The 25,024-nt window shown below is 37.2% G+C and carries 24 protein-coding genes; 20 read left to right on the plus strand and 4 right to left on the minus strand.

Annotated features, from left to right (window positions below; genetic code table 11):
* Positions 1-81: 81 nt before the first annotated feature.
* On the plus strand, positions 82-1,287 hold the full coding sequence (gene metK / locus CYP43_RS04290; RefSeq protein ID WP_103582610.1) for a methionine adenosyltransferase: 1,206 nt from the start codon (positions 82-84) through the stop codon (positions 1,285-1,287).
* A 44-nt stretch (positions 1,288-1,331) separates the two neighbouring features.
* Here metK and CYP43_RS04295 read toward each other — a convergent pair whose 3' ends face one another.
* On the minus strand, positions 1,332-2,624 hold the full coding sequence (locus tag CYP43_RS04295; RefSeq protein ID WP_180998640.1) for an apolipoprotein N-acyltransferase: 1,293 nt from the start codon (positions 2,622-2,624) through the stop codon (positions 1,332-1,334).
* Here CYP43_RS04295 and yajC point away from each other — a divergent pair.
* From yajC to epsC, 13 genes are all read left to right on the plus strand, one after another.
* Positions 2,600-2,872, plus strand: a complete 273-nt coding sequence (gene yajC / locus CYP43_RS04300) for a preprotein translocase subunit YajC (RefSeq protein ID WP_021090619.1) — start codon at positions 2,600-2,602, stop codon at positions 2,870-2,872. The genes CYP43_RS04295 and yajC overlap by 25 nt on opposite strands.
* Positions 2,872-4,452, plus strand: coding sequence for a protein translocase subunit SecD (secD, locus tag CYP43_RS04305; RefSeq protein ID WP_087582390.1), 1,581 nt, complete (start codon positions 2,872-2,874; stop codon positions 4,450-4,452). The genes yajC and secD overlap by 1 nt, the downstream gene beginning before the upstream one ends.
* A gap of 2 nt (positions 4,453-4,454) precedes the next feature.
* The gene (secF, locus tag CYP43_RS04310) at positions 4,455-5,426 is read left to right on the plus strand and encodes a protein translocase subunit SecF (RefSeq protein ID WP_103582612.1); all 972 of its coding nucleotides are present in this window, start codon (positions 4,455-4,457) and stop codon (positions 5,424-5,426) included.
* A 9-nt stretch (positions 5,427-5,435) separates the two neighbouring features.
* On the plus strand, positions 5,436-5,774 hold the full coding sequence (locus tag CYP43_RS04315; protein ID WP_103582613.1) for a DUF6394 family protein: 339 nt from the start codon (positions 5,436-5,438) through the stop codon (positions 5,772-5,774).
* 8 nt (positions 5,775-5,782) lie between these two features.
* A complete protein-coding gene (gene leuS, locus CYP43_RS04320; protein WP_103582614.1) occupies positions 5,783-8,248 on the plus strand; it encodes a leucine--tRNA ligase in 2,466 nt (821 codons plus the stop codon).
* Between the two features lie 3 nt (positions 8,249-8,251).
* Positions 8,252-8,791, plus strand: a complete 540-nt coding sequence (gene lptE, locus CYP43_RS04325) for an LPS assembly lipoprotein LptE (RefSeq protein ID WP_103582615.1) — start codon at positions 8,252-8,254, stop codon at positions 8,789-8,791.
* Complete coding sequence (locus CYP43_RS04330; protein ID WP_103582616.1) at positions 8,772-10,346, plus strand: GGDEF domain-containing protein; 1,575 nt, start codon at positions 8,772-8,774, stop codon at positions 10,344-10,346. The genes lptE and CYP43_RS04330 overlap by 20 nt, the downstream gene beginning before the upstream one ends.
* Positions 10,343-11,545 carry a Mur ligase family protein gene (locus tag CYP43_RS04335; protein WP_103582617.1) on the plus strand — a complete coding sequence of 401 codons (1,203 nt, stop codon included), beginning with the start codon at positions 10,343-10,345 and terminating at the stop codon, positions 11,543-11,545. The genes CYP43_RS04330 and CYP43_RS04335 overlap by 4 nt, the downstream gene beginning before the upstream one ends.
* Positions 11,526-14,471, plus strand: coding sequence for a transcription-repair coupling factor (gene mfd / locus CYP43_RS04340; protein WP_103582618.1), 2,946 nt, complete (start codon positions 11,526-11,528; stop codon positions 14,469-14,471). Before CYP43_RS04335 ends, mfd begins: the two co-directional genes overlap by 20 nt.
* Positions 14,468-15,232, plus strand: a complete 765-nt coding sequence (locus CYP43_RS04345; RefSeq protein ID WP_103582619.1) for an ATP-binding protein — start codon at positions 14,468-14,470, stop codon at positions 15,230-15,232. The genes mfd and CYP43_RS04345 overlap by 4 nt, the downstream gene beginning before the upstream one ends.
* The gene (locus tag CYP43_RS04350; protein WP_103582620.1) at positions 15,229-15,897 is read left to right on the plus strand and encodes an endonuclease III domain-containing protein; all 669 of its coding nucleotides are present in this window, start codon (positions 15,229-15,231) and stop codon (positions 15,895-15,897) included. Before CYP43_RS04345 ends, CYP43_RS04350 begins: the two co-directional genes overlap by 4 nt.
* A gap of 118 nt (positions 15,898-16,015) precedes the next feature.
* The gene (gene cysK / locus CYP43_RS04355) at positions 16,016-16,921 is read left to right on the plus strand and encodes a cysteine synthase A (RefSeq protein WP_103582621.1); all 906 of its coding nucleotides are present in this window, start codon (positions 16,016-16,018) and stop codon (positions 16,919-16,921) included.
* 4 nt (positions 16,922-16,925) lie between these two features.
* Positions 16,926-17,477 carry a serine O-acetyltransferase EpsC gene (gene epsC / locus CYP43_RS04360; protein WP_103582622.1) on the plus strand — a complete coding sequence of 184 codons (552 nt, stop codon included), beginning with the start codon at positions 16,926-16,928 and terminating at the stop codon, positions 17,475-17,477.
* A 25-nt stretch (positions 17,478-17,502) separates the two neighbouring features.
* Here epsC and CYP43_RS04365 read toward each other — a convergent pair whose 3' ends face one another.
* The 3 genes from CYP43_RS04365 to rpmB form a co-directional block, all read right to left on the minus strand.
* Positions 17,503-17,703: a YdcH family protein gene (locus CYP43_RS04365; RefSeq protein ID WP_021091004.1), complete on the minus strand. Its 201-nt coding sequence runs from the start codon at positions 17,701-17,703 to the stop codon at positions 17,503-17,505.
* A gap of 116 nt (positions 17,704-17,819) precedes the next feature.
* Positions 17,820-18,950 (minus strand): potassium channel family protein, encoded by a 1,131-nt coding sequence (locus tag CYP43_RS04370; protein WP_021090478.1) that lies wholly within the window; start codon positions 18,948-18,950, stop codon positions 17,820-17,822.
* A 23-nt stretch (positions 18,951-18,973) separates the two neighbouring features.
* Entirely contained in the window at positions 18,974-19,165 is a 192-nt protein-coding gene (gene rpmB, locus CYP43_RS04375) for a 50S ribosomal protein L28 (protein ID WP_021090707.1), read from the minus strand.
* Between the two features lie 173 nt (positions 19,166-19,338).
* On the opposite strand from rpmB, the gene CYP43_RS04380 reads away from it, so the two are divergent.
* The 6 genes from CYP43_RS04380 to CYP43_RS04405 all read left to right on the plus strand — a co-directional run bounded on the left by CYP43_RS04380 (position 19,339) and on the right by CYP43_RS04405 (position 25,018).
* Positions 19,339-20,085, plus strand: a complete 747-nt coding sequence (locus CYP43_RS04380) for a hypothetical protein (protein WP_103582623.1) — start codon at positions 19,339-19,341, stop codon at positions 20,083-20,085.
* 20 nt (positions 20,086-20,105) lie between these two features.
* On the plus strand, positions 20,106-21,455 hold the full coding sequence (locus CYP43_RS04385; protein WP_180998641.1) for a hypothetical protein: 1,350 nt from the start codon (positions 20,106-20,108) through the stop codon (positions 21,453-21,455).
* Positions 21,456-21,464: 9 nt separating this feature from the next.
* A complete protein-coding gene (gene rpe, locus CYP43_RS04390) occupies positions 21,465-22,112 on the plus strand; it encodes a ribulose-phosphate 3-epimerase (protein WP_103582625.1) in 648 nt (215 codons plus the stop codon).
* Positions 22,109-22,909, plus strand: coding sequence for a 3'-5' exonuclease (locus tag CYP43_RS04395; RefSeq protein ID WP_103582626.1), 801 nt, complete (start codon positions 22,109-22,111; stop codon positions 22,907-22,909). Before rpe ends, CYP43_RS04395 begins: the two co-directional genes overlap by 4 nt.
* Positions 22,910-23,015: 106 nt before the next feature.
* Complete coding sequence (locus CYP43_RS04400; RefSeq protein ID WP_103582627.1) at positions 23,016-23,456, plus strand: hypothetical protein; 441 nt, start codon at positions 23,016-23,018, stop codon at positions 23,454-23,456.
* 188 nt (positions 23,457-23,644) lie between these two features.
* A complete protein-coding gene (locus tag CYP43_RS04405) occupies positions 23,645-25,018 on the plus strand; it encodes a sodium-dependent transporter (RefSeq protein WP_103582628.1) in 1,374 nt (457 codons plus the stop codon).
* The last annotated feature ends 6 nt before the right edge of the window (positions 25,019-25,024 follow it).

Consider the following 25,024-nt stretch of genomic DNA (forward strand, 5'->3'; position numbering starts at 1 on the left):
AAAGAATTTGATAAAGATTAATTAGCTTTTTAAATAGATTTGTTACAATTGCACAAAATTTTAGTTAATAAAAGGATAAAAATGTATCTATTTACCTCTGAAGTTGTAAGTCCGGGCCATCCAGATAAATGTGCTGATATCATCGCTGATAGCATAGTGGATACTATTTTAACGCAAGATCCAAATGGACGCGTCGCTAGCGAAGTTTTTGTGGCTGGAAAAAATATAGTAATAGGCGGAGAGATAAACTCAAAAGTAAAACTCTCTTATAAAGACTATGAAAAGATCGTAAAAGATGCTCTTGCGCATATCGGATATGATGGAAAGAGTAATTTTACAAAAGAGCAGTGTTTGCACCCAGATGATATCGAGGTTAAAGTTTGCATAAATCAACAAAGCCCAGATATAAATCAAGGTGTTGATCAAAGTAGCGGTGAGATCGGAGCGGGCGATCAAGGCATTATGTTTGGTTTTGCAAGCTGCGAAGCGAAAGAATTTATGCCAGCAGCTATAACTTACGCAAGAATGCTTTGCGATAAAGTATATAAATTTGCCAAAGCAAACCCTGATAAGCTTGGCGTTGATATTAAAACGCAAGTTACAATTGATTACGGTAGCAAAGACAACTTTGAAAACTGCAAACCTCAAAGCATCCACACTATCGTTGTCTCTGCTCCTTGCGTGGAGAGCATGAAGATAGAAGAGCTTCGCGCACTAATTCAAAATTTAATAGACGAAACTGGTCTTCCAAAAGAGCTATATAATAAAGAAAAAACGATCATTTACATAAACCCAACAGGCAGATATGTAAACCATAGCTCACTTCACGATAGCGGCCTAACAGGTAGAAAACTAATCGTTGATAGCTTTGGTGGATATAGCCCGATAGGCGGCGGTGCTCAGTCAAGCAAGGACTACACGAAGGTTGATCGCAGCGGACTTTATGCAGCGCGCTGGATAGCTAAAAATATCGTCGCAGCTGGCCTTGCTAAAAAATGTATCGTTCAAATAAGCTATGCGATCGGCGTTGCAAAGCCAACTTCGGTTAGCGTTGACACCATGGGAACTCATGCAAATGGCATAAATGACGATATGCTTTCAAATTTTATAAGCGAGCACTTTGCTCTAACACCTCGCTGGATAACAAATAAATTTGGTCTTGATAAGCCAAGTAAAGATACGTTTTTATATGCAAAAGTAGCTGCAAAAGGTCAAGTAGGAAATGCAAAATACCCTTGGGAAAAGCTTGATGCAGTCGATACTTTCAAAGCTTTACTAAAAAAATAATCAAAAAAAGTGGCTTTATCTAAAAGCCACTTTAAATTTCTCTTTTAAAACTCATCCCAAAATACTTTTTTAGGTTTTATGATCTCACTTTTTGAGCCATTTACACTGTGATATACGACTTTATTGTATTTTGTGGCAAGGTGCTTTATTAGTAGCCTTTGAAGCACAGGCTCGCTGCTTGGCACAAACCAGCCATTGTTTGTGATAGCTACAACCACGTCAAATTCACCCTTATAAAGCTCCTCTTTTGTCGCCTCATAGCAGATAGCATTTCTAATTTTAACTCCGTCTATCTCATAGTCGCTAAAATTTTCAGCCTTTTTAAAGTCGCTAGCTCCGCCAAAAAATAGCTTATTTACCGCATCTTGCATAAATTTTGGCAAAGGAATTTCTTCGCCAAATGGCACTAAAAATTTCTTATCCATTCGCCTAAAAGTGCCATCTTGAAATAAAAAGGCAGAGTTATAAATTTGCTTATTTTCATAGGCAAGCGCACCAGCTACGATGGTTATCTTTTTTGAAAGCTCTTTTAGCTCATCAACGAGCAGTGGCTCATTTGTCATAAATAGTGGAAACGCGCTTTCAGGCAGCACGATGAGGCGTTTTTGCTCGGCGATAGCGTTATTTATCATTTCTAAATTTTCATTTGTAAATTTCATACGTAGATTTTTATCCCAGCGCACCCTTTGAGCGACATTAGTGTTTATTAGCTCCACGTTAAATGGCAGAGTTTTTACCTCGCCACTTTTAAACTGTAAAGCGGCGATCAGGCAGATAAAAGCTAGGCCAAATTTTAAAAATTTATTACTTAAGCTTAAAGAGATGGCTGCTAAAAATATAAATATAAGCCCTCTCGTGCTTGGTTCAAAAGGCCCTAAAACAAGCGTGACTTCAAGGTTAAACCAGTTAAAGCCAAATGGATGAACGTAGCTTATTAAAAATAGTAAAACGGCTCTTAGTGCCACAAAGCTTGGAAAAGAGGCTATCCAAAATAAAAGTCCATAAACAATGGCTACAAAGAGAATGACAAATGGTATAAGCCAGAAGAGATCATAGTAGATAAAACTAAAGCTGATCCAGTAAAACCATAAAATTCCTGTGAAAAATCCAACCACGAAAAAACCAGCTCTGCTTAAATTTATTATAATGCAAATTCCAGTCAAAGTTAAAAATGGCGAGATAAAATTTAAGAGTAAATTTTCGAAGAGGCTTAAAAAAATAAAGTTAGAGAGCAAAAAAGCACCGACAAAGGCTTTTATTATAATTTTAGTGCTAAAATGCCCATTTAAAAATCTTACAAATAAGGAAATCCATGCAAAACGCTGATTTTTTAACATCATTACTACCTCTTGTTGTGCTTTTCGCCATATTTTACTTTTTGGTTATCAGACCTCAACAAAAACAACAAAAAGCCCACGCAGCAATGCTTGCAGCTCTTGACAAAGGTGATAAGATAATAACTAATGGCGGACTTATATGCGAAGTGATTAAAGCCGAAAATGATTTTATCAAAGTTAAACTTAACGATGATGTAATCGTTCGTATAGCACGCGAGTTTGTAGCTAAAAAGATCGAAGATAAATAATGCGTAACGCAAGAGTCACATATAGGCTAATTATATTAATATTAGCCTTGGTTTTTGGTTTTGGCTTTTCGGTGCCATCTTTTTTTCAGACTCAAAGCGGAGCTAAAATTTCGCTAGGACTTGACCTTCAAGGCGGTCTTCATATGCTTCTTGGTGTTGAAACTAACGAAGCCATCCACTCTAAGATCAAGTCAATCGCTGGAAGCATAAATTATTATGCCAAAAAAGAAGATGTGCTCATTGATAAATTTAAGATAAAAGAAGATAGTGTTGATTTTGCGCTGCTTGATAGTGACGAGGCTCCAAAGGTTGATAAAGCGCTTGCTGAGATAAAAGGGCTTGATATCAAAAAAGATGGTCTAAACTATCACATCACTCTTACAGAGCAAGAGAGGCTTGATACGATCGAGTATGCGATCTCACAAGCTGTTGAGACCATTAGAAACAGGCTTGATCAGTTTGGTCTAGCTGAGCCAACAGTCGCTAGACAAGGCAAAGATAATATCCTAGTCGAGCTTCCTGGCATAAAAACCGAAGAAGACGAGCAAAGAGCGAGAGATCTTATCGCAAAGGCCGCTCACTTGCAGCTTATGGCAGTTGATGATAAAAGACAAGATCAGGCTAATACCATGAGCGAGGCAGAGGCTGAAAGCTATGGTGACGTGATCTTTAAAGATGCTAAAAATGACCGCGTAAAATATGTCGTTAAAAATATCCCTGTGCTTGATGGCTCGATGCTAACTGACGCAAAGGTTGCATTTTCTCAGCAAAATAACCTACCGATCATAAATTTCACACTAAATTCAGAAGGTGCTAGAATTTTTGGTGATTTTACTGGTGCAAATGTCGGTAAAAGGCTTGCTATCGTGCTTGATGGTAAGGTCTATTCAGCTCCAGTTATAAATGAAAGAATAGGTGGCGGCAGCGGCCAGATCAGCGGTGGCTTTACTCTTGATGAGGCTCACGACGTAGCGATCGCGCTTAGAAGTGGCGCACTTTTAGCACCTGTTAAGATGCTAGAAAAAAGAAGTGTCGGTCCATCTTTAGGTCAAGAGAGCATCAACCAAAGCATGGTAGCTCTTGCTGCTGGATCTATTTTAGTCGTGCTATTTATGCTAGTTTATTATGGAATTTCTGGAATTTTTGCAAATATCGCACTAGTTGCGGATGTTGTTATATTAGTAGCCGTCATGGCGCTTTTTGGTGCGACACTTACCTTGCCAGGTATGGCTGGTATCGTGCTAACTATCGGTATGGCGGTTGATGCAAACGTCATCATAAATGAGCGTATACGTGAGCTTTTGCGTGAAGGCGTGGCGATAAGAACGGCCGTGCAAAAGGGCTATGAGCACGCTATGAGCGCGATTATTGACTCAAACTTAACTACTATCATTACAGTTGCAGTGCTTTACGCTTATGGCACTGGTCCGGTTAAAGGCTTTGCAGTAACAATGGCAATAGGTATCATGGCTTCTATGCTAACAGCTATACTTGGTACTCATGGCATGTTTGATGCGGTTATGGACAAGATAGAAAAAAGCGGAAATACCAGACTTTGGTTTGGCTATAAAAGGAGCTAGGGATGCAAATTTTTACTAAGGCAAAAGTTTATGATTTTATGCGGTTTAGATTTGCTTCATTGGCACTTTCTATATTTTTATTTGTTGGCTCGATCTTTTTGCTTGCAACAAAGGGTCTAAACTACGGCATTGATTTCTCTGGCGGTACGCTTATTCAGCTAAAATACGACACCAAAGCGCCACTTGATAAAATTCGTGATGCTTTTGGCACAAATGAAGTGCTTAAAAACGCCTCTGTTACTGAGTTTGGAAGCGAAGATGAGGCTGTTATTAGATTTTCAGGTTCAAGCTCAAATTTAACTGGTGACATTGGCACTGAGATAAAGCAAATTTTAAAAGATACTGGAAATTTTGAAGTAAGACGTGTTGATATCGTTGGACCAAAGGTTGGTGACGAGCTTAGAGAAAAAGGCTTGATGGCTCTTGGAATTTCACTAATTGGCATATTAATCTACATCACATTTAGGTTTGAGTGGCGTTTTGCGCTTGCTGCGATCGCAACTGAAATTCACGATATAGTTATAACTGTCGGTGCTATTTCACTATTTGATATCGATGTAAATTTGGACACGCTAGCTGCCGTTTTAACGGTGCTTGGCTACTCTCTAAATGATACGATTATTATCTTTGATAGGATCAGAGAAGGTATCAAAGAGAGCAAGCGAACTGATATCGAAGGCGTTATCAACGAGTCAGTCTCAGCCACACTTTCAAGGACTATCTTAACTTCAGCAACTACGATGATGACAGTTCTTGTGCTATTTTTGTTTGGTGGAGATATGATACATGGATTTTCATTTATTCTTATCGTTGGTATTGTCATAGGAACGATCAGTTCGATCTACATCTCTTCGCCGTTTCTTATCTGGTTTAAATTTAGCATCGAGCATTTTAGAAGTAGAGAGACTGAAAAGCAAAAGATAAAAAAAGAGCGCGAAAAAGAGCGTGCTATGTTTGAGAAAGGCGTTGTGTAAGGAGGGATAATGAACTGGGGAAAAGTTATCTACATATTTTTTGCATTGATGAGTCTTACGACCACGGCGGAGTTTTTATACGATAAAAATGAGATCGCCCTTTTTGTGGCAGCTAGTATAAATTTGGTTTCTACGCTACTTAAGATCGGCGTTAAAAATTTACTTTCAGCTGAGCTTTTTGCGAGCTCGCTGGTTGCTGACTTGCACCTTATACCAGCCTTTGTTATATTGCAAGTCTCTGAAAATATGACGCTTAGCTACTCGCTAGCCATTGGTGCGGTCATCGCAAATATATTTTCACTAGCCTTGGTTTTAATAGAGTCAAGCAAATCACAAGAAGAATTTTAGGAGAAAAAATGGCTGAGAAGATAAAATATGAGCCTTTAAAGATAGAAAAAAAATGGCAAGAAATTTGGGATAAAAATGAGGAATTTGAGCCAAAAGACGATCTGAGCTTGCCAAAAAAATATATCCTAAGTATGTTTCCTTATCCAAGCGGACGCATACATATGGGGCATGTAAGAAACTACTCTATCGGTGATGCACTTGCTAGATCATATAGAAAAAGCGGCTACAACGTGCTTCATCCTATCGGCTTTGATAGCTTTGGCATGCCAGCTGAAAACGCAGCCATAAAACATAAAATTCACCCTAAAATTTGGACTTACGAAAACATCGACTATATGAAAAAAGAGCTAGCAAGCCTTGGTTTTTCATTTTCTAAAAAGAGAATTTTAGCCACATCTGATCCACTTTACACAAAGTGGGAGCAAAGCTTTTTTATAAAGATGTTTGAAAAAGGGCTTGTTTATAGAAAAAATGCAATTATAAATTGGTGCGAATACGATCAAACTGTGCTTGCAAATGAGCAGGTAGAGGATGGTAAATGCTGGAGATGCGGTAATGATGTTGTACAAAAAGAGCTTCCTGGATATTACTTTAACATCACAAAATACGCTAGCGAGCTACTTGACGATTTGAAGCTTCTTGAAGGCAAATGGCCAAATCAAGTAATTACAATGCAAGAAAACTGGATTGGCAGAAGCTACGGCTTGGAGTTTAAATTTTATCTTGATGAGGCTTCAAAAGAGGCTTTAGGTGGTAAATTTGATGGCTTTGAAGTGTTTACTACAAGAGCTGATACGATTTACGGCGTTAGCTACACAGCTCTTGCGCCAGAGCATCCTATCGTAAAAGCACTTCTTGAGAGTTATAAATTTGACGAAACCAAAAAAGCAAAGATAAAAGCAATCCTAAATCAAAGCCCAAGAGAGCGTCAAGCGAGCGAAAAAGATGGAGAATTTTTAGGAATTTATGTCGTTCATCCACTTACCAATGAAAAAATCCCAGTTTGGGTTGCAAATTTTATCCTAGCTGACTACGGCAGTGGCGCTATCATGGCTGTCCCTGCACACGATCAAAGAGACTTCGAGTTTGCAACTAAATTTAATCTACCTATAAAACCAGTCGTAAAGCCACTTGAGGGCGAGAGCGACGGTTCTAAAGCATACTCTGAGTATGGAATTTCTATAAATTCTGAGCTTATAAATGGACTTGCTTCAGAAGAAGCTAAAAATTTCATAATAGAAAAATTTGAAAAAGATGGTCTAGGCAAAAGGATCACAAACTACAAACTAAGAGACTGGGGAATTTCTCGTCAAAGATACTGGGGTGCGCCGATACCTGTCGTGCACTGCAAATGCTGTGGCGTAGTACCTGAAAAAGAGGAAAATTTACCTATCGCACTTCCAGAAGATGTCGAGATCACAGGCGAGGGCAATCCGCTTGATAAACATCCAACTTGGAAATTTACAAAGTGTCCAAAATGCGGACAAGATGCGATCAGAGAGACTGATACGATGGATACGTTTGTGGAGAGTAGCTGGTATTTTGCTAGATTTGCAAGCGATGAGAAGACGTGGGAGCAAAAAGCGCTTGATGAAAAGAGCGTGAATTACTGGATGAATGTAGATCAGTATATCGGCGGCATTGAGCATGCGATTTTGCACCTTTTATACGCTAGATTTTTCCAAAAGGTCTTAAGAGATCTAGGCTATCTAAGGGATGACGAGCCATTTGAAAATTTGCTAACTCAAGGCATGGTTTTAAAAGATGGCAAAAAGATGAGCAAAAGTAAGGGCAATGTCGTAGATCCTGATGATATCATCAATAAATATGGTGCTGATACGGCAAGGCTATTTATCCTTTTTGCAGCACCTCCTCAAAAAGAGCTTGAGTGGAACGACAGTGCAGTTGAAGGCGCATTTAGGTTTTTGAATAGGCTTTGGGAGAAGGCACAAACTATCAAAAAGATAGACGAACTGCCTCAGATAGATCATGAAAGCCTAAACAAAGACGAGAAATTTGCAAGGTTAAAAATTTATGAAGCGCTTAAAAAATCAACCGAGGTTTTTGGCGACACATTTGCTTTTAATACATTAATCGCTGCTTGCATGGAGGCACTAAATGCTATAAATGCTCAGGATAACGACGATGTAAATGCTGAAGGCTTTTTTATCATCTTAAATTTACTAGAACCTATCGTACCGCACATCGCAAATGAGCTTAGTGAAGAGCTTTTTGGTAGGAAAAATTTCACAAAGATAGCCGTAAAAGAAGAGGTTTTTGTAAAAGATAGCATCGCTCTTGCAGTTACAGTAAATGGCAAAAAAAGGGCTGAGTTTGAAGTGGCAGCAAGCAAGAGTGAGAGTGAAATTTTAAAGCTAGCTAAGCAAAATGTGGCTAAATGGCTTGAAGGAAAAGAAATTTTAAAAGAGATTTATATAAAAGGCAAATTAGTAAATTTTGTCATTAAAGGATAAATTTTGAGATATTTTTTAGCATTTTTTATTGCGATATTTATCTGCGGGTGTAGTTATAAGCCGGTTTCAAAGATCACACATGATCTAGTAGGTGATAAAATTTACGTTGATGTGATTATCAGCAAAGAAGAGCCAAAAAATAGTGTTTGGATAAAGGATGCTGTAAAAGAGGGTATGGTCGCAAGGCTAAATAAAAATTTATCAAGTAAAGAGAGTGCTGATACTTCGATAATTATTTCAGTAAAAGATTTAAATTACGAAGCGATCATTTATGATGAGTTTGGCTACATTACGTCATATAAAGCACATTTAAGCTTAAATTATAAGACTAAATTTAAAGATGGTAGCGTGGTTGATATTCCAGCCACTGGCGAGTATGACTTTAGTGTCGCAAGACGTCAAAAAGATGTAAGATTCGCTGACAGCATTCTTAGTGATACTCAAAAATACGAAGCTATCAAAGAGGCATCAAAAGAAGCCTTTGAAGAGTATATCGCAAGTTTAGCGGTAAAAGGATATAGAAATGGCAGCAGTAACCGTTAGTCAAATAGTCAAGGAAGCCTTAAATGAGATCAAAGATCGTCATTTGATGCTAACGCCAGAGAATTACACTGAAGTCTATAATGAAATTTCTAAAAAATATGGCTTTACAACAGAAGAGAGTAAAAAGATAGAAAAATATATCTCAAGGCTTGGTGACGAATATAAAAATCAAGCCCTAAGCCTTCATATAAAGACGGTCGATGAGTTTGTCGCTTTTATGACTGCTAGGCTCTCTAGGGGTGCTCAACAAGGAGCAAGTCTTGCAACTGATGATAAAAAATTACAATCACTAAACGCATTTGCTAGAAGAATTCTCCAAGCTATCTCAATGCTTCACAATAAAGATGCAAAAAGCTTAGCAGAGCAAAGTATGCAGCTACTTGCTAGAAGATATGATGAGAAAAATATTGAAGAAATGTGCCTTAGATGGTTTGACTTTGTTAGCTCGTACGACACTGAATTTTTAGAATTTTTGAAATATTATGGTGTTAGAAATTTTGATGATTTAAAGACAATGAGTTCTGAACTTGAGAAATTTCTTGCACAAAAAGATGAAGATGGCGAAGAGGATATTTTGATTCAGCTTTTAAGCCTTACTCTTGAGCCTTCTATTACAAAGGATCTTGATGAAGAGCTTAGCTCGATAAGAAGTACTTTGAAGCAAAATCCTAAAACCTTAAATAGCAAAGAATTTCAAGAAAAGGTAAAGGCATTTGTTGATCGCAGAATAGAAGAAGATAGAACGGAAATCATAGAAAAAGTTGGTTCGTTAAATAATGTCTTACAAAATATAAGCGAGAGAATTTCTGATATCGCGGTTAGTTCGCAAAGTAGTTCTGATAAAGTAAAAAGCATTAAAAATGATCTAAAAAATGTAAATTTAAATACAAACAGCATTGATCAAGTAAGAAGCATGCTTATTGAGATCGCTGGAGCTTTGGAGATCGAGAGCAAAGAGCTTGGTATCGAGATGCACAATAGGCAAGCTACTATCTTAGAGCTTCAAAACAGAGTGAATAGCCTTGAAAAAGAGCTTGAGGAAGCCAAGCTGGAGAGCAAAGAGGACTTTTTGACAAAAGTATCTACTAAGCGTGCATTGATGAACGAGATTCAACGCATTGAAGAGGCGTATAAACGCTATGGGACTGATTACTCTATATGCTTTGTTGATATTGACTTTTTCAAAAGCATAAACGATACTTATGGACATGAGGCCGGAGATGTTATTCTTTCAGCAGTGGCTCAAGTACTTAAGAAAAATGCTAGAAAGGTTGATTTTGTTGGTAGATATGGCGGCGAAGAATTTGTAATCTTACTTCCAAGCACTGGCTTAAAAGATAGTGTTAAATTTGGAGATAAGTTAAGAAGTATGATAGAAAATTTCAAATTTATCTATAAAAATGAGCGTATCAAGGTTACTATAAGCTCCGGCATAGCGACAAGAAGTGCAAATTTAAGCGAGACGATGACACTTGAGGCTGCTGATAAGATGCTTTATCTCTCAAAAGAGAATGGTAGAAATCAAGTAATGCCAAAGATAATCGAGGAAAAATGAGCCTAGCTAAATTTCTTGATGGCAAACCACTTTACTACAAAGAGATTGATTATGGTAGGATCATTAGAGCGTATGCGACTATAAAAGAGCACATAAAGCCATTTAAGATTATTCACGTAATAGGCACAAATGGCAAAGGCAGCACTGGCCGCTTTTTAGCGCAAATTTTAAGCCAAAATGGTGCAAAAGTAGGGCACTACACGAGCCCTCATATATTTAAATTTAACGAGCGATTTTGGCTAAATGGCGAGGTCGCTAGCGATGAAATTTTAGAAGCAGCTCACGAGCGCTTGCAGGCTCTTTTAAGTGACGAGTACAAGATAAAAACGAGCTATTTTGAGTATATGACGCTGATTTCTGCGGTACTTTTTGAGGGTTGCGATTATTTTGTCTGCGAAGCTGGTATGGGCGGTGTGCTTGATGCGACAAATGTTTTTGAAAAAGAGTTAAGCATTTTTACGCCTATTGGGCTTGATCACACGGCAGTTCTTGGGGATAGTTTGGAAGAAATCTCACGTACGAAATTTGAGGCTATGGGCAAAAGAGCTATTTTAAATGACGAAATGAACGATACAAGTATCGCTATCGCAAAAGAGATCACAAGTGAAAAAGGCTCCACTTTAAGCTTCCCAAGAGAAATTTTAACCAAAGAAAATTTAAACGAGATCGCAAACTATGCAAATAAATTTAATCTGCCAGAGTTTTTACGATCAAATTTAACTCTAGCCTACGCTGCGGCTAAAATTTTAGATAGCAGCATAGATATCAAAAAGCTGGGTGCTCTTACGCTTCGAGGCAGATGCGAAAAGATCGCTTCAAATTTATACGTTGATGTCGGTCACAACGAGCTTGGCGCAAAGGCTGTTGCTAAGAAATTTAGCCAAGGTGAGTTTGTTGGCAAGAAGCTTACCTTGGTATATAATTCGTTCTTGGATAAAGATTTCAAAGCGGTTTTGGCAGCTTTAAAGCCAGTCGTTGAGGATGTGCTGCTTTATCACTATCACTGCGAGGGTAGGGAGCTTGGCGGAGAGCTCATAAATAAAGCGTTAAACGAGCTTAAAATTTCGCATAGAGAGTTTGAGTCAAGCGATATGAACGATATAAAAGATGCAAAAAACGGCAAAATTTACCTAGCATTTGGTTCGTTTCACTTGGCCGAAGCCTTTTTAAAAGAGTACTATGCAAGCAAAGGTCTATGAGTATCTTTTAACACACGCCCCACAAATTCTCATCTGTGAAGATGACAAAGAGGCGGCACTTTGTGCGGATACGGCCAGTTTTGCTGGCTTTAGCGCATTTAAACTACCTGATTTTAGAGCTAAAAAGGGCGATGATCTAAGAAGCTTTAACGAAGAGCTTTTTGAAATTTCATCCGTTCTTAGCAAATACTATAAATTTGATGGCAAAAAGATCATCATAAGCCCATTTAGCACACTTTTAAACCCACTTCCAACGCAAAAAAACCTAGAAAGCTCAACAATCAAGCTAAAAGATAATCTAAATTTAAGCGAATTTGCCGACTTGCTCATACGCTTTGGCTACGAGTGCGTCGATATCGTTGAGAGCGTTGGCGAGTTTAGCATTCGTGGCGAAGTCATTGACATTTACGGCGTAAATATGGAAGATCCTGTTAGAATTTTACTCTTTGGCGATGAGGTGGAGAGCATAAGAAATTATAGCACCGCAACGCAAATTAGCAATAAAGCTGAGCTAAGCGAAGCCGAGATCGTGCCATTTATCGCAAATTTGAGCAAAGACGAGTTTGAAAAGGTCAGCCAAAAGATCGAGGATATGCAAAGCGACGCCTTGGTGAGCGACCTAAATTCACTTGGATTTTGGGCGATAGATAGCTTTAGTGACTATTTAAAAGAATTTGACTCAAAGCTTGTTAAAAAGATCGATTTTGAAATTTATGATGTGCCTGAGGAGAAATTTAAGGGTATTGAAATTTTGCCTGAGTCAAAGACCTATAAAGATCTAGAAGTTACTTTAAATTTTGACTTTTTTGAGCTAAATAAGAGCAAAAACATAACCGTTCTTTCAAGAAATGAGGGGCTTTTTAAAGGCTATGAGCTTGATGGTTTTGTCAACGTCAAGCTTGAAATTTCACCCCTTGTAGTAAATTTAACCTCAAGTGATAAGATCGTAGTATCACTAAATAAATTTGAGAAAAAAAGGCGAGTTAAACGCTCAAGTCTCGTGGTGGATGAGCTAAAAGTAAATGACTACGTCGTGCATGAAGATTATGGTATAGGACGTTTTTTGGGCCTTGAAAAGATCAAGGTTTTAGGCGCGACGAAAGAATTTGTGGTTATCGCCTACCAAAATGACGACAAGCTTCTTTTGCCGGTTGAACATCTAAATTTAATAGACCGCTACATTGCGCAAAATGGCTCTATGGCGGTACTGGACCGCTTAGGTAAGGCAAATTTTGCCAAGATAAAAGAAAAGGTTAGAGAAAAACTCTTCGCGATCGCCTCAAAGATCGTAGCAATGGCTGCAAAAAGGGAGCTAATCGCAGGCAAAATTTTACAAAAAGAGGATATTTCTTATCTAAATTTCGTCCAAGACGCTGGCTTTTCATACACGAGCGACCAGCAAAAGGCGGTAAATGATATAAGGGATGAGCTAAAAAGCGGCAAGGTCATGGATAGGCTACTTAGCGGAGACGTTGGCTTTGGCAAGACTGAAGTAGCGATGAATGCTATATTTACCTGCATAAAATCAGGCTTTAGCGCGTTTTTCTTTGTGCCAACGACGCTTCTTAGCTCACAGCACTACAAGACGCTAAGCCAAAGATTTAGCAAATTTGGCATAAAGGTCTTTAGGCTGGATCGCTTCTCAAGTGCCAAAGAAAAATCAAACCTACAAAAAGCGCTAAAAGAAAATGAGCCTATAGTTTGCGTGGGTACGCATGCGCTTCTTGGCGTAAAGGCTGAAAATTTAGGGCTTATAGTAGTTGATGAAGAGCATAAATTTGGCGTTAAGCAAAAAGAGCAGCTAAAAGAAATTTCTCAGCACTCGCACATCTTAAGTATGAGCGCCACACCGATACCAAGAAGCCTAAATATGGCGCTTAGCAAGATAAAAACATATAGCATTTTGGCCACTCCGCCAAACTCGAGGTTGGATGTGAGAACCAGTATGAGAGAGTGGGACGAAAAGGTCGTCAAAGAGGCGATCATGCGTGAGCTAAGACGTGGTGGACAGACTTTTTACATCCACAACCACATCGCAGATATCGAGCAGACGGCAAATGAGCTAAGAAAAATTTTGCCAAAGCTTAGGATTTTGATACTTCACTCAAAGGTAAATGCAAAAGTCGCTGAAGATGAGATAATGAAATTTGAGCGGGGCGAATATGACTTACTGCTTTGCACCAGCATCGTTGAAAGCGGTATTCACTTACCAAATGCAAACACCATAATCGTAGAAAATGCCAATAAATTTGGCATGGCTGATCTGCATCAGCTGCGTGGTCGCGTGGGCAGAAGCGACAAGCAGGCCTACTGCTACTTTTTGGTAGAAGATAAAAACGCCATTAGCAAAGACGCGCTAAAACGTCTTGTCGCACTTGAGGGCAACTCATTTTTGGGCGCTGGCTCAGTGTTAGCGTATCACGACCTTGAGATAAGAGGTGGTGGTAACATCATCGGCGAGGCACAAAGCGGCCACATTGAGGCTATCGGCTACTCACTATATCTAAAAATGCTAGAAGATGAGATAAACAAGCTGCTAAATCAAGACTCCGCAAAGCTTGACAAGATCGATCTAAAGCTTAGTGTGAGTGCCTTTTTAAATCAAGAATTTATAAGAGAAGATAGACTACGACTTGAAATTTATAGGCGCCTTAGCAAGTGCAAAGAAGTCGCTGAGGTCTATGAGATACAAAGTGAGCTTGAGGATAGATTTGGCAAGATAGATACGTTTACAAAGCAGTTTTTAGATGTCATCATCATTAAAATTTTAGCCCTAAAAGCTGGCATAAAAACGATCTCAAACAGCGAGCAAAACATACTAATAACAAAAAATGATGATGAGAAGATCAGGCTAAAGTCACGTAGCAAGGACGATGACGATGTTTTGGCTGAAATTTTGGTCTATCTAAGAAAGGATAAGAAATGATAGATTGGGGTGTGAAATACGCAGCGATTTATAAAAGCACAAAAGGCATGCTAAAACCAGTTGATGATATTGATTTTGTCGATATCGACTCGCTTTATGGGTTGGAGAAACAAAAAGAAATTTTGCTAAAAAATACTCTAAATTTTATAGAAGGTAAAGACGCAAATCACGTGCTTCTTTGGGGCGAGAGAGGATGTGGCAAGTCAAGCCTTGTAAGGGCTGTTTTTACTAAATTTTATAAAGAGGGACTTCGCATCATTGAGATCGGCTGCGAGGATCTAAAATACCTTGGTGACATCATCGATGAGATCAGAAAGAGTGAGTTTAAATTTATCATTTTTTGCGACGATCTAAGCTTTGAAAATGGTAACAATGAGTACAAATTTCTAAAGCCTATCATGGATGGCTCTATCCAAAAGCCGCCAAAAAACGTCCTTTTATACGCTACATCAAACCGCAGACACCTAATAAGCGAGTTTAAAAGCGAGAATGAAAACTCAGAGCTAATTGACGGCGAAATTCACTACAGCGACGCAGCTCAGGAGAAAATTTCTCTCTCAGATCGCTTTGGCCTTTGGATCAGCTTTTATCAAGGCAACTACGACGAGTACCTAAAAATGGTTGATTTTTACTTTAAAGACTACGCAGGTGACAAAGAGGAGCTTCATACGCTTGCTAAAAATTTCGCAACACTTAGAGCCAGCAGAAGTGGCAGAACAGCAAAGCAGTTTTATCTAACTTTTAAAGAAAATTTAAAATGACTTCAACCGATCTATTTTTAACCTTATTTAATCACAAAAGCAGAAATTTTGATGAGCTAAAATGGCCAGGTGAGGGCACTTTCGAGATTATTTTGGGAGCTATCTTGGTGCAAAATACTAACTGGAAAAATGTAGAAAAGGCGCTAGATAATCTAAAAAACGCAGGTAAAGATAGCCTGCAAGGCATTTGCACACTTGAAAACAGCGAACTTGCCACGCTTATAAAGCCAAGTGGTTTTTATAATACAAAGGCTAAACGGCTAAAGACGCTTTGCCAAGCCATAAGAAATGAATTTGAGGATTTTGAAAATTTCAAAGAAAATGTAAGTCGTGAGTGGCTCATAAGCGTAAAAGGTGTTGGAGCCGAGACTTGTGATGCAATGCTGGCATATGCTTGTGGCAAGCCATATATGGTCGTTGATGCTTACGCACTTAGGATAATGGCGTATTTTGACTATACTTTTGAGAGCTACGACGAGGCGGCTGAGTGGTTTAGCTCGCTTGATTATAATGAAATTTATAAATTTCTTGATAGTGAGGAATTTGATGAGGTTGAAATTTTAAAACTCTATCACGCTCTTATTTTGGAGTTTTGCAAGGAAAATTTCAAAGGTAAAATCTTAAGCCAAAATGGTCAAAAAATATTAAGCAGCATTAAAAATTAAACTACTAATATGTAACAACTCTTTATAAATTTGCCAAAGGTTGGGACTTTTTATAATCTATTTTAAAATTCTGTGCTAAATTTACACAAAATTTATCTTATTTAATTTAGGAGGAGTGATGATTTACGATAACATCGTTAAAACGATTGGTAATACACCTATTGTAAAGATAAAAACAGGTGCTGATGAAGCCGAAATTTACGTAAAACTAGAGTTTTTTAACCCAGGTGGCTCTGTAAAAGATAGGATCGCATTTAATATGATAACCAAAATGCTAGCTGACGGTACGCTAAAACATGGTGATACTATCGTTGAACCAACGAGCGGAAATACTGGCATTGGTGTAGCGATGTGCGGTGCTGCACTTGGTTTTAAAGTGATACTTTGCATGCCAGAGAGCATGAGTATCGAAAGACGCAAAATAGTGGCTGCTTATGGCGCACAACTTGAGCTTACTCCAGCGTCTGGTGGCATGAAAGCAGCGATCGCAAGAGCTACAGAGCTAGCAGCTCAGCCAAATCATATAATGTTAAGCCAGTTTGAAAACAAGTATAACCCACAAGCTCACGAACTAACAACAGCAGCTGAAATTGTGGCTGATTTTAGTAAGCTTGATGCATTTGTAGCTGGCGTTGGCACAGGTGGTACAATAAGTGGCGTAGCAAAAATTTTAAAAGAAAAAGGCTATGATACTAAGATCATCGCAGTTGAGCCTGAAGCATCGCCGGTTTTAAGTGGTGGTAACCCAGGACCACATAAAATTCAAGGCATTGGAGCCGGATTTTTGCCAAATACTATGAATATGAGCCTAGTTAGTGAAGTAGAAAAAGTGAGCAACGATGATGCGCTAAACGCAGCTAGAGCAATCGCTAAAAGTGATGGACTCATGATAGGTATAAGCGGTGGTGCTGCTTACGTGGCTGCAAAAAGAGTGGCTAAAAGACTTGGCGCTGGCAAAAAAGTACTTTTCATAGCTCCAGATAATGGCGAGAGATACCTAAGTACAGAGCTTTACGGAGCATAAAAATATGTGGGAGAGTCTAAAGGAGCTAGTTCAAACTGTTCGTGAAAAAGACCCATCGGTACATAAGTGTTGCTTTTTGGCAATACTTATAAACACTCCTGGCATCCATGCGGTTTTGTTTCATAAAATTTCTCATTTTTTATATAAAAAAGGGTATTTTTTTCTAGCTAGACTCATCTCGCAAATTGCAAGATTTTTAACAGGTATCGAGATTCATCCTGGAGCAAAGATCGGTAGGAGATTTTTTATAGATCATGGCATGGGTGTGGTTATAGGTGAGACAGCTGAGATAGGCGATGATGTAATGATGTATCATCAAGTAACACTTGGAGGCACTGGAAAAGAGTGTGGCAAAAGACACCCAACTGTAAAAAATGGCGTGACTATCGCAGCTGGCTCAAAGATACTAGGTGCCATAACGATTGGTGAAAATGCTAAGATCGGCGCAAACTCAGTCGTGTTAAAAAATGTCCCAGCAAACGCGACAGTCGTTGGTATACCAGCGAGAATAGTTCGAGTAAATGGGACAAAATTTGAGCCAGAATTTATTATCTAATCTTAAAGATTATATAAATTTACTCTTACTTTTTATGCTTTAAAATTTGAGCATAAATTTCGTCTTTTAGTTTTAACTTCTCTTTCTTTAAATTATCAATTTCAGATGGTTTTGCTAGATTGTCGTCTATTTTTTTATTTAGCTCATCATGTTTTTTGCAAAGAGCAGCAAAACGAGCATCGGTTTTCTTTAGCTCATTTATAAGGTCTGTATATTCATGTAACATATCGGCTCCTATAAAATTTTGAGAAATTTTATCAAGACTTTGTAAATGCTTGGATATAAAAAAAGGTGCCAAGCCATTGCTTAAATTTTTAAAAAGAGCGAGTAGAAAAATTTATTTTATACGTATTTGAATTCTTCAGGTTTGTGTTTGCTTTTTACAACGCGTTTAGTTAGACGTATTCCATCAACGGTACCGATGACTAAAAGCTTTGATCCTGTTCCTACTAATGTGTCACCATTTGGCATTGGTACAAAATTATTATTTATATCTCTAATACCTACTATATCCGCATTTGTGATATTTCGTAGATGAGTCTCTTTTAATCTTTTAAATCTTATCCAAGAGTAATCAGGAACAAGAATTTCTTCTATATCGATAGGTGAATTTTTTGTATACAAAAACTGCTCTAATAAATTTTCCATGTCCGGCCTTACGCTCATGGCACTTAACCGCTGCGCGACTAAGCGAGATGGGCTTACTACATTGTCAGCACCTAATTTTTTTAATCTTTGCGTATCGTCTTCTGTCTCTGCATTTGTGATGATATGATAAGGCTTTCTGCGACCTATCTCTTTTTCATAAAGTCTTACAGATGCTATAAGGGCAATGTTATCAGCAATATTTGAGCTAAGAGTTATAAGTCCTTTTGCGCTTGATAGATGTGTTTTCAAAAAGGCAATTTGTGTGTGTGGCTGAGCTTTTATGAAATATGGATATTTATAAATTTGAGCTAGCTCTGCGATATCTTCTCTATCATCGACCACTACAAAAGGTATATGATTTTCGCGAAATTGAGCACTAAGTTCGATTGTGTATAGATTGTGATAACAAATAACGAAGTGATTTTTTAGTCTTGCGATCCTATAAAGCATGCGTCGTTCCTTTAAAATGCTAATTAATGTGCCTCTTTTTAAAACCTCAACCACAATACCAATCGATAGTGTAAATATAATAAAACCAATAAGTATAAATGTGATAGTAAAAATTCTGCCCTTTGGAGTTATTGGAGCAACTTCGGTAAAACCAACTGTTGTAAAAGTCATACCAGCTTGGTAAAAGGCATCTATTAGCGAGAAATTATCTATTAAGACGTAACCTAATGTTCCAAAAAGTAACAGCAATACGACTGAAATTAGTGGAAATCTAAAAGGTTTTAATTGTTCGTAAAGCTCAGTATCTAGGCTTATTTCTGGTTTTGTAGAGTTTGACCAGTTGAGGAATTTTAAAAGTCTTGAGAGAAAAGACATAAATTCCTCTTCATTTTATATTCTTAGTTTGATTGTTTTTTCATCGTTCTTAGAGTAGAAGCAGCAACTTTTATCTTTCTTGTAGTACCATCTTCTAGTGTAACGCGAATCGTTCTAAGATTTGGCAAGAATCTTCTTTTAGTTTTATTGTTAGCGTGGCTCACATTGTTGCCTATCATCGGTCCTTTGCCTGTTATCGCACATCTTTTTGACATTTTTTTTCCTTATAAACAAAAATTTCTGCTGATTTTATCTAAAACAAACAAAAGTAATGCTTAAATAGATTCTTTTTTAAAAGAATTGATTTTTATTAATAATCTAGATAAAATAACGCCCTTGCCTATAATTATAAATAGCAAAAATATTTAGAAATCTTGAGTGATACAAAATGCTTAGTAAAGAGTTGATCGAAAAAAATGTTGATTTTGTTTTACAGATGCCAACTCTTTTTGAAAAAGTCGAGTACTTTTTATTAGCTGGTAATGTAATTGAGGCAGTTGCTACTTTACAAAATATAGCATCTTTTAAAACTTATTTTAGCTCCATTTTTAAGCGTGCAAAATTTGATATTCCTTATGATGGCAACGATTTGGTAGTAATAGCAAATATGCTTGGCATTGATACTTTTAGAGCGATAGTACTTTCTTATTTTATATTTTTAAAATCCCCAAAAATTTATAAGGTATTTAATTTTAAAATCGTCGATTTGATCGAGCTTAATGCTAAAATTTTATCAGACTGGCTAAAGATATTAAATTCTTTTAAAGAAAAACGATACAGCTATTTATCACTTGCTCCGTATTCTATTGCCTGTATTATAGTGTGTGAGAATTTATTTTCGAAATTTCCATCTTGTATGTCAGACGTTATTTCGTATTCTGACGTAAGCTATAATAAAATTTTGCAAAAAAAATATGGCTTTAATATTTTAGATATTTTTTTAAAAGCAATGAATATGAATAAACAATCATTAAGTAGGATTGATAAAGAGATGCTTTACTTTTTTGAAATTTTGCTCTCTTATGAGTCCAGCAGGCCTGAATTTTATGATTTTGGAGTTGATAAAATTTTAGATATCAATATTTATCTAGAGATGCAAACCATTATATTTATTAAAAAAGCTCTACAAAAATGAAATTAACTTTTAATGGTTCTATGGCAATTATAAGGCCTTTTGGTTTTTTGGAAGCAGAGAATGTTCCATTAAAATTAAGTGAAAAATGTATAAATCAAATTTCTTCGCGTGATATCAGTGCTATACTGCTTTCACTAAAAAATGTTACATTTTTTAGTCCTATTTGGCTTGGTAAAATAATTGAAAATTTAAGCGAAGAAGCACAAAAGCTTGGCGTGGTATTTGCGATTTGCGATTACAATGAAATTTTTTATGAATTGATGATGAGAACAGTTAAGAATACTTCAAATATTTCAATGTTTGAAAGTGAAAATATTGCAAGCTTGTTTTTAAATAAATTTCTAAACAATGCAAATGACAAAGTATTCATTTATAACTCAACTGAGCAGTACAAGCACTATTTGGCTAATTATCTCAAAAATCGCTCATTTGATGTGGTTGAGGCTAGAGATGCAACCGAGTTTAATAAAAAAAAGAATTTATATAGTTATGCAGTATCACAGCTAAATCATGTGAGATTAAGACAAAATCAGATAGATACTTTTATAAAAGATGGTGTCGTTGTTTATGCCATAAAAAGTTTTATGGACTCAGATTTTATTGAAGATTTTGATATGTCAGCTCATGACATTATGCTAAAAATCGGATATAAATTTTTTATTTTATGGGTAAATATTTCTGGTGCTTTAAATATAAGGGGTGCAAAATTTCTAATCAAACTTGCTAGCATTAGCAAAAGATCAGGTGCATTTATTTCGCTTTGTGGCATAAACGAATCAAATTTATCTATCGAATTAGTAACGTACCTTAAAGATGCAAATATATTTATCTATAAAAATTTAAATGACTTTTACAAAGATGACACCATTTTTTATCTTAAAAAAAGAGACTTTGATGCAGAGCCAGTAGATATCAACAAGAGCGTTGCTCAAATTTCATCTTATGTGACGCAAATTGCGAGCAAAATTATCTCACAATTAGCAGAAGAAGAAATTTTGTGCGTTGATACCAAAGTTAGTGCGCTTGATATGGAGAATGAGTGCGATTACTTGCGTATTTGTGTTCAGTATTATGGTGATATTTACGCAAGAGTGCTATTTGGAGTAAAAAAAGATAAATTAGACAAAATTTGCTCTATTTTTATGCCTGAAGGCGATGATTCAAATGATTATTTAAGTGGATATTCTCAAATTTTTAGTATCATTACAGATAAATTTTTGACTCATCTTTGGCAAAAAGGCATAAAAGTAAAAGTTAGTTTGCCTAAAATTTTATCCGATGATGTTTTTTTCGATCACAATAGTGTAGGCATCATGAACAGACTAGATGTAAAAGATGACGAAATAGGCTTTGTATTTGTAACCAAGTAAGGAGAAGAAATGTACGTTGCACCTAGTATTTTATCGGCTGATTTTGGAAATTTGGCAGCTGAGATAAGAGCCATTTGCGAGGCTGGGTGTGATCTGGTGCATGTTGATGTTATGGATGGACATTTTGTGCCAAATTTAACTATCGGACCAGTCGTGGTAAATGCCGTTGCAAAAGCAGCCACGAAGCCACTTGATATACATTTGATGGTTGAAAATAACTCATTTTTTGCTGATCTTTTCTTGCCACTAAAGCCAAAATTTCTAACCTTTCACATCGAAGAAGAGAAGCATCCATTAAGGCTCATCGATCACATCAGAAAAAATGGCGTTGGCCCTGGTATCGTGCTAAATCCGCATACGCCAGTTAGTGCGATCGAACACATTATCGATGAAGTCGATATGGTGCTTTTGATGAGCGTAAATCCTGGCTTTGGCGGTCAGAAATTTATGCCAGTCGTGCTTGAAAAAACAAGGGCGCTACGAGAGCTAATAGAACGAAAAAACGCTAAGTGTCTCATCGAAGTAGATGGCGGCGTAAACGGACTAAATGCACTTGATCTTGAGGAGGCTGGAGCTGATATTTTGGTGGCTGGCAACTACATCTTCTCATCAAATTCCTACGAACAAGCCATTCGCGCCATAAAGCTTGAGTTTTGAAACCAAAAAAACAGCGTTTAGAAAATAGCATTGAAATTTTAGCTAGGCAAAATTTAAGCTATCATGAGTTTATTTTAAGATTTAGCGATATTGAAGAAATTTCATCACTCATTGACGTGCGCGATCTTGATATGTGGCGAACTCTTGGACTTGATATCACTAGAAATGAAGAGAATGAGATCGAGCTTGGCACGAGATTTAGAGATATTAGCGAGCAGGAATTTTGCGTGGTTGATATTGAAACGACTGGTGGTACGACGAGCGGACAGATCATTGAAATCGGTGCAATAAAAATGAAAAATGGCGTTGAGATAGGGCGTTTTGAAAGCTTTGTGGCAGCTAATGAGGTGCCTGAAAATATCACCGAGCTAACTGGTATAAAGGCTAGCGATCTAGTTGGTGCGCCAAATTTACTAAACGTGCTTGAGCGGTTTAAAATTTTTCTAGGAACTAGCGTCTTTATCGCTCATAACGTAAATTTTGACTACGGATTTATCTCTCATAGCCTAAATGAGATCGGCCTTGGCATGCTGCTAAATAGAAAGCTTTGTACCATCGATCTTAGTCGCCGCACTATCGCTTCGCAAAAATACGGACTTGGCTCGCTAAAAGAACTCCTTGGTATAAATAACACCCACCACAGAGCTCTGAATGACGCAATAGCAGCAGCTGAAATTTTTAAAGTCTGCCTCACACGCCTACCTTTTAGTATCCAAACTACAGAGGATCTCATAAGCTTTAGCAAAACAGCTCCAAGCGTGAAGCTAAAACCTGAACCAGTTTTGTGTGCGAATTAGCGGTAAAAAATTATCCATAATCCTAAATTTAATCATTAATTTTTATGCGATCTTTGTTTTTAAAGGATTGTGGGCAGTTTGCTAAATTTTACAAAAAAGGAGGCAAATGAGTCAGAAAAATTTAGTTTCAAATTTTATCTCAGCTGACGATGAGATGCTCGCTTTTTTATCAAATTTTAGCAATAAGTGGTGCGTGAGTAACGATGGGGCGAAATTTATAGAGCAAAATTTTACCTTCATTGGCTCAAAGCCAGTTTTGCAAAATTTAAAAGATTACAAAACGGCTGAATATAAAAATTTTACCGACATTAAAAAATTTCTCAGCTCAAATCCAAGCATCAAAAGTAAAATTTTAAGTAGCGAGATAAGCTACATCGGCGACAACTTAACAAATATAGAGATTAAATTTGCGCCTGAGTATTTTTATGATTTTTTAAAATTTATAGTTGAAAATATCCCAGAACATCACTATTTTTGTGGTCCTAAGGAGGGCTGGATATTATTCATTGCGATGGAGGGGTATGTGGAATTTGGCCTTTTGCACTAATAGGCTTACTAAAATTATTTTTAAGCAGTTGTCTAAATTTACCCACAAAGATAAAACGCAAAAGAAAATTTGTCCATAAAACTTCTTAAAACTAACAAAAAACTGGGCTTGCATCCTAACACCGCTTGTTGCTAGCAAAATTTAATCAATTTTTTTATATAATCCCTATTTTTCACAAAGGCAAAAAGATGGATAGAAAATCTTGGAGTTCAAGGCTCACATACATTTTAGCTGTTGCAGGAGCTACGGTCGGCTTTGGTGCGACGTGGCGTTTCCCGTATCTAGTCGGGCAAAATGGCGGCGGCGCCTATGTGCTCGTGTTTTGTATCGCGATGATCGTGATTGGCATACCGATGATTTTGGCTGAAAATGCGATCGGCAGACGCCTAAAATGCAACGCTGTGGATGCTTTTGGTGGATCGATAAATGGCAAAAAGATCAGCAAAAAGTGGCAGATCGTTGGCTGGATGGGGCTTGTTGGTGCTTTTGGCATTATGGCTTATTATATGGTTATTGGCGGCTGGGTGCTAAACTATATCGCCCAAATTTCATTTGGTTTGCTTGATCTCTCACATGTGGTTAGTTTTGAGGAGACAAGTGCGTTTTATGAGCAAAATATCGTAAGCAATCCACTTTCTATCAGCTTTGCGACACTTGTTTTTGTGCTAGTTAATTATGCTATTTTGGTGCAAGGTGCGGTCGGCGGTATCGAGCGATCAGCGAAATTTTTAATGCCGCTACTTTTTATTTTAATGCTTATTATGATCGCTAAAAATATCACGCTAGATGGTGCAATAGAAGGCGTAAAATTTTACTTGACACCTAACTTTTCAAAGATAAACTTAAAGCTTTTCGTTGATGTTTTGGGGCAGGTCTTTTTTGCTCTTTCGCTTGGTTTTGGTGTGATGATCACACTTTCTAGCTTTGTGAAAAAGGATGAGGGTTTGGTTAAAATTTCTATCATTACAGGCATTTTAAATACGGTAATTGCCGTGCTTGCAGGATTTATGATTTTTCCTTCTCTTTTTAGCTATGGCGTATCGCCAGATAGTGGCCCAAGTTTAGTGTTTAAATCGCTACCAATCGTTTTTTCTCACATGCCATTTGGTGGTTTTTTCGCGGTTGCGTTTTTTACACTATTAATGATCGCTGCACTTACAACATCGCTACCAATATATGAAGTAATAATCACAACACTTCAAGAAAAATTTAAGATAAAACGCAAAAAAGCAATATTTTTAGTCCTTGGCGGTATATTTGTTTTAGGAAATTTACCTTCACTGATGGCCACAAATATACTAAGCCATGTAAGCATTTTTGGTAAGAATATTTTTGATGCATATGATGCAATAAGCGCAACAATATTTTTTGTATTTACATCATTTGGTTGTGCAATATTCGTAGGTTGGGTGCTAAAAGATGATGCAAAAAAAGAGATTTTGCAAGGTAGTGAAAAACATGCAAAACTAATAAATATCTGGTTTTGGTATATCAAATTCGTCGTACCGTTTATCATTTTGGTGCTTTTTATTAGCTCGTTTTACGATAATTTTTTAAAATAGGGCGTA

The organism is Campylobacter concisus (assembly GCF_002913045.1).
GTDB classification, from domain to species: domain Bacteria; phylum Campylobacterota; class Campylobacteria; order Campylobacterales; family Campylobacteraceae; genus Campylobacter_A; species Campylobacter_A concisus_AP.

What these genes read in the sequence shown, in the direction of transcription:
- rpe (WP_103582625.1), top strand. Translation starts at nt 21,465, where the DNA reads ATGTACGTTGCACCTAGTATTTTATCGGCTGATTTTGGAAATTTGGCA.
- CYP43_RS04405 (WP_103582628.1), top strand. Translation starts at nt 23,645, where the DNA reads ATGGATAGAAAATCTTGGAGTTCAAGGCTCACATACATTTTAGCTGTT.
- CYP43_RS04335 (WP_103582617.1), top strand. Translation starts at nt 10,343, where the DNA reads ATGAGCCTAGCTAAATTTCTTGATGGCAAACCACTTTACTACAAAGAG.
- CYP43_RS04330 (WP_103582616.1), top strand. Translation starts at nt 8,772, where the DNA reads ATGGCAGCAGTAACCGTTAGTCAAATAGTCAAGGAAGCCTTAAATGAG.
- CYP43_RS04400 (WP_103582627.1), top strand. Translation starts at nt 23,016, where the DNA reads ATGAGTCAGAAAAATTTAGTTTCAAATTTTATCTCAGCTGACGATGAG.
- CYP43_RS04350 (WP_103582620.1), top strand. Translation starts at nt 15,229, where the DNA reads ATGACTTCAACCGATCTATTTTTAACCTTATTTAATCACAAAAGCAGA.
- cysK (WP_103582621.1), top strand. Translation starts at nt 16,016, where the DNA reads ATGATTTACGATAACATCGTTAAAACGATTGGTAATACACCTATTGTA.
- yajC (WP_021090619.1), top strand. Translation starts at nt 2,600, where the DNA reads ATGCAAAACGCTGATTTTTTAACATCATTACTACCTCTTGTTGTGCTT.
- CYP43_RS04365 (WP_021091004.1), bottom strand. Translation starts at nt 17,703, where the DNA reads ATGTTACATGAATATACAGACCTTATAAATGAGCTAAAGAAAACCGAT.
- CYP43_RS04295 (WP_180998640.1), bottom strand. Translation starts at nt 2,624, where the DNA reads ATGTTAAAAAATCAGCGTTTTGCATGGATTTCCTTATTTGTAAGATTT.
- CYP43_RS04345 (WP_103582619.1), top strand. Translation starts at nt 14,468, where the DNA reads ATGATAGATTGGGGTGTGAAATACGCAGCGATTTATAAAAGCACAAAA.
- mfd (WP_103582618.1), top strand. Translation starts at nt 11,526, where the DNA reads ATGCAAGCAAAGGTCTATGAGTATCTTTTAACACACGCCCCACAAATT.
- CYP43_RS04380 (WP_103582623.1), top strand. Translation starts at nt 19,339, where the DNA reads ATGCTTAGTAAAGAGTTGATCGAAAAAAATGTTGATTTTGTTTTACAG.
- epsC (WP_103582622.1), top strand. Translation starts at nt 16,926, where the DNA reads ATGTGGGAGAGTCTAAAGGAGCTAGTTCAAACTGTTCGTGAAAAAGAC.
- CYP43_RS04370 (WP_021090478.1), bottom strand. Translation starts at nt 18,950, where the DNA reads ATGTCTTTTCTCTCAAGACTTTTAAAATTCCTCAACTGGTCAAACTCT.
- CYP43_RS04315 (WP_103582613.1), top strand. Translation starts at nt 5,436, where the DNA reads ATGAACTGGGGAAAAGTTATCTACATATTTTTTGCATTGATGAGTCTT.
- CYP43_RS04385 (WP_180998641.1), top strand. Translation starts at nt 20,106, where the DNA reads ATGGCAATTATAAGGCCTTTTGGTTTTTTGGAAGCAGAGAATGTTCCA.
- secF (WP_103582612.1), top strand. Translation starts at nt 4,455, where the DNA reads ATGCAAATTTTTACTAAGGCAAAAGTTTATGATTTTATGCGGTTTAGA.
- rpmB (WP_021090707.1), bottom strand. Translation starts at nt 19,165, where the DNA reads ATGTCAAAAAGATGTGCGATAACAGGCAAAGGACCGATGATAGGCAAC.
- metK (WP_103582610.1), top strand. Translation starts at nt 82, where the DNA reads ATGTATCTATTTACCTCTGAAGTTGTAAGTCCGGGCCATCCAGATAAA.
- leuS (WP_103582614.1), top strand. Translation starts at nt 5,783, where the DNA reads ATGGCTGAGAAGATAAAATATGAGCCTTTAAAGATAGAAAAAAAATGG.
- secD (WP_087582390.1), top strand. Translation starts at nt 2,872, where the DNA reads ATGCGTAACGCAAGAGTCACATATAGGCTAATTATATTAATATTAGCC.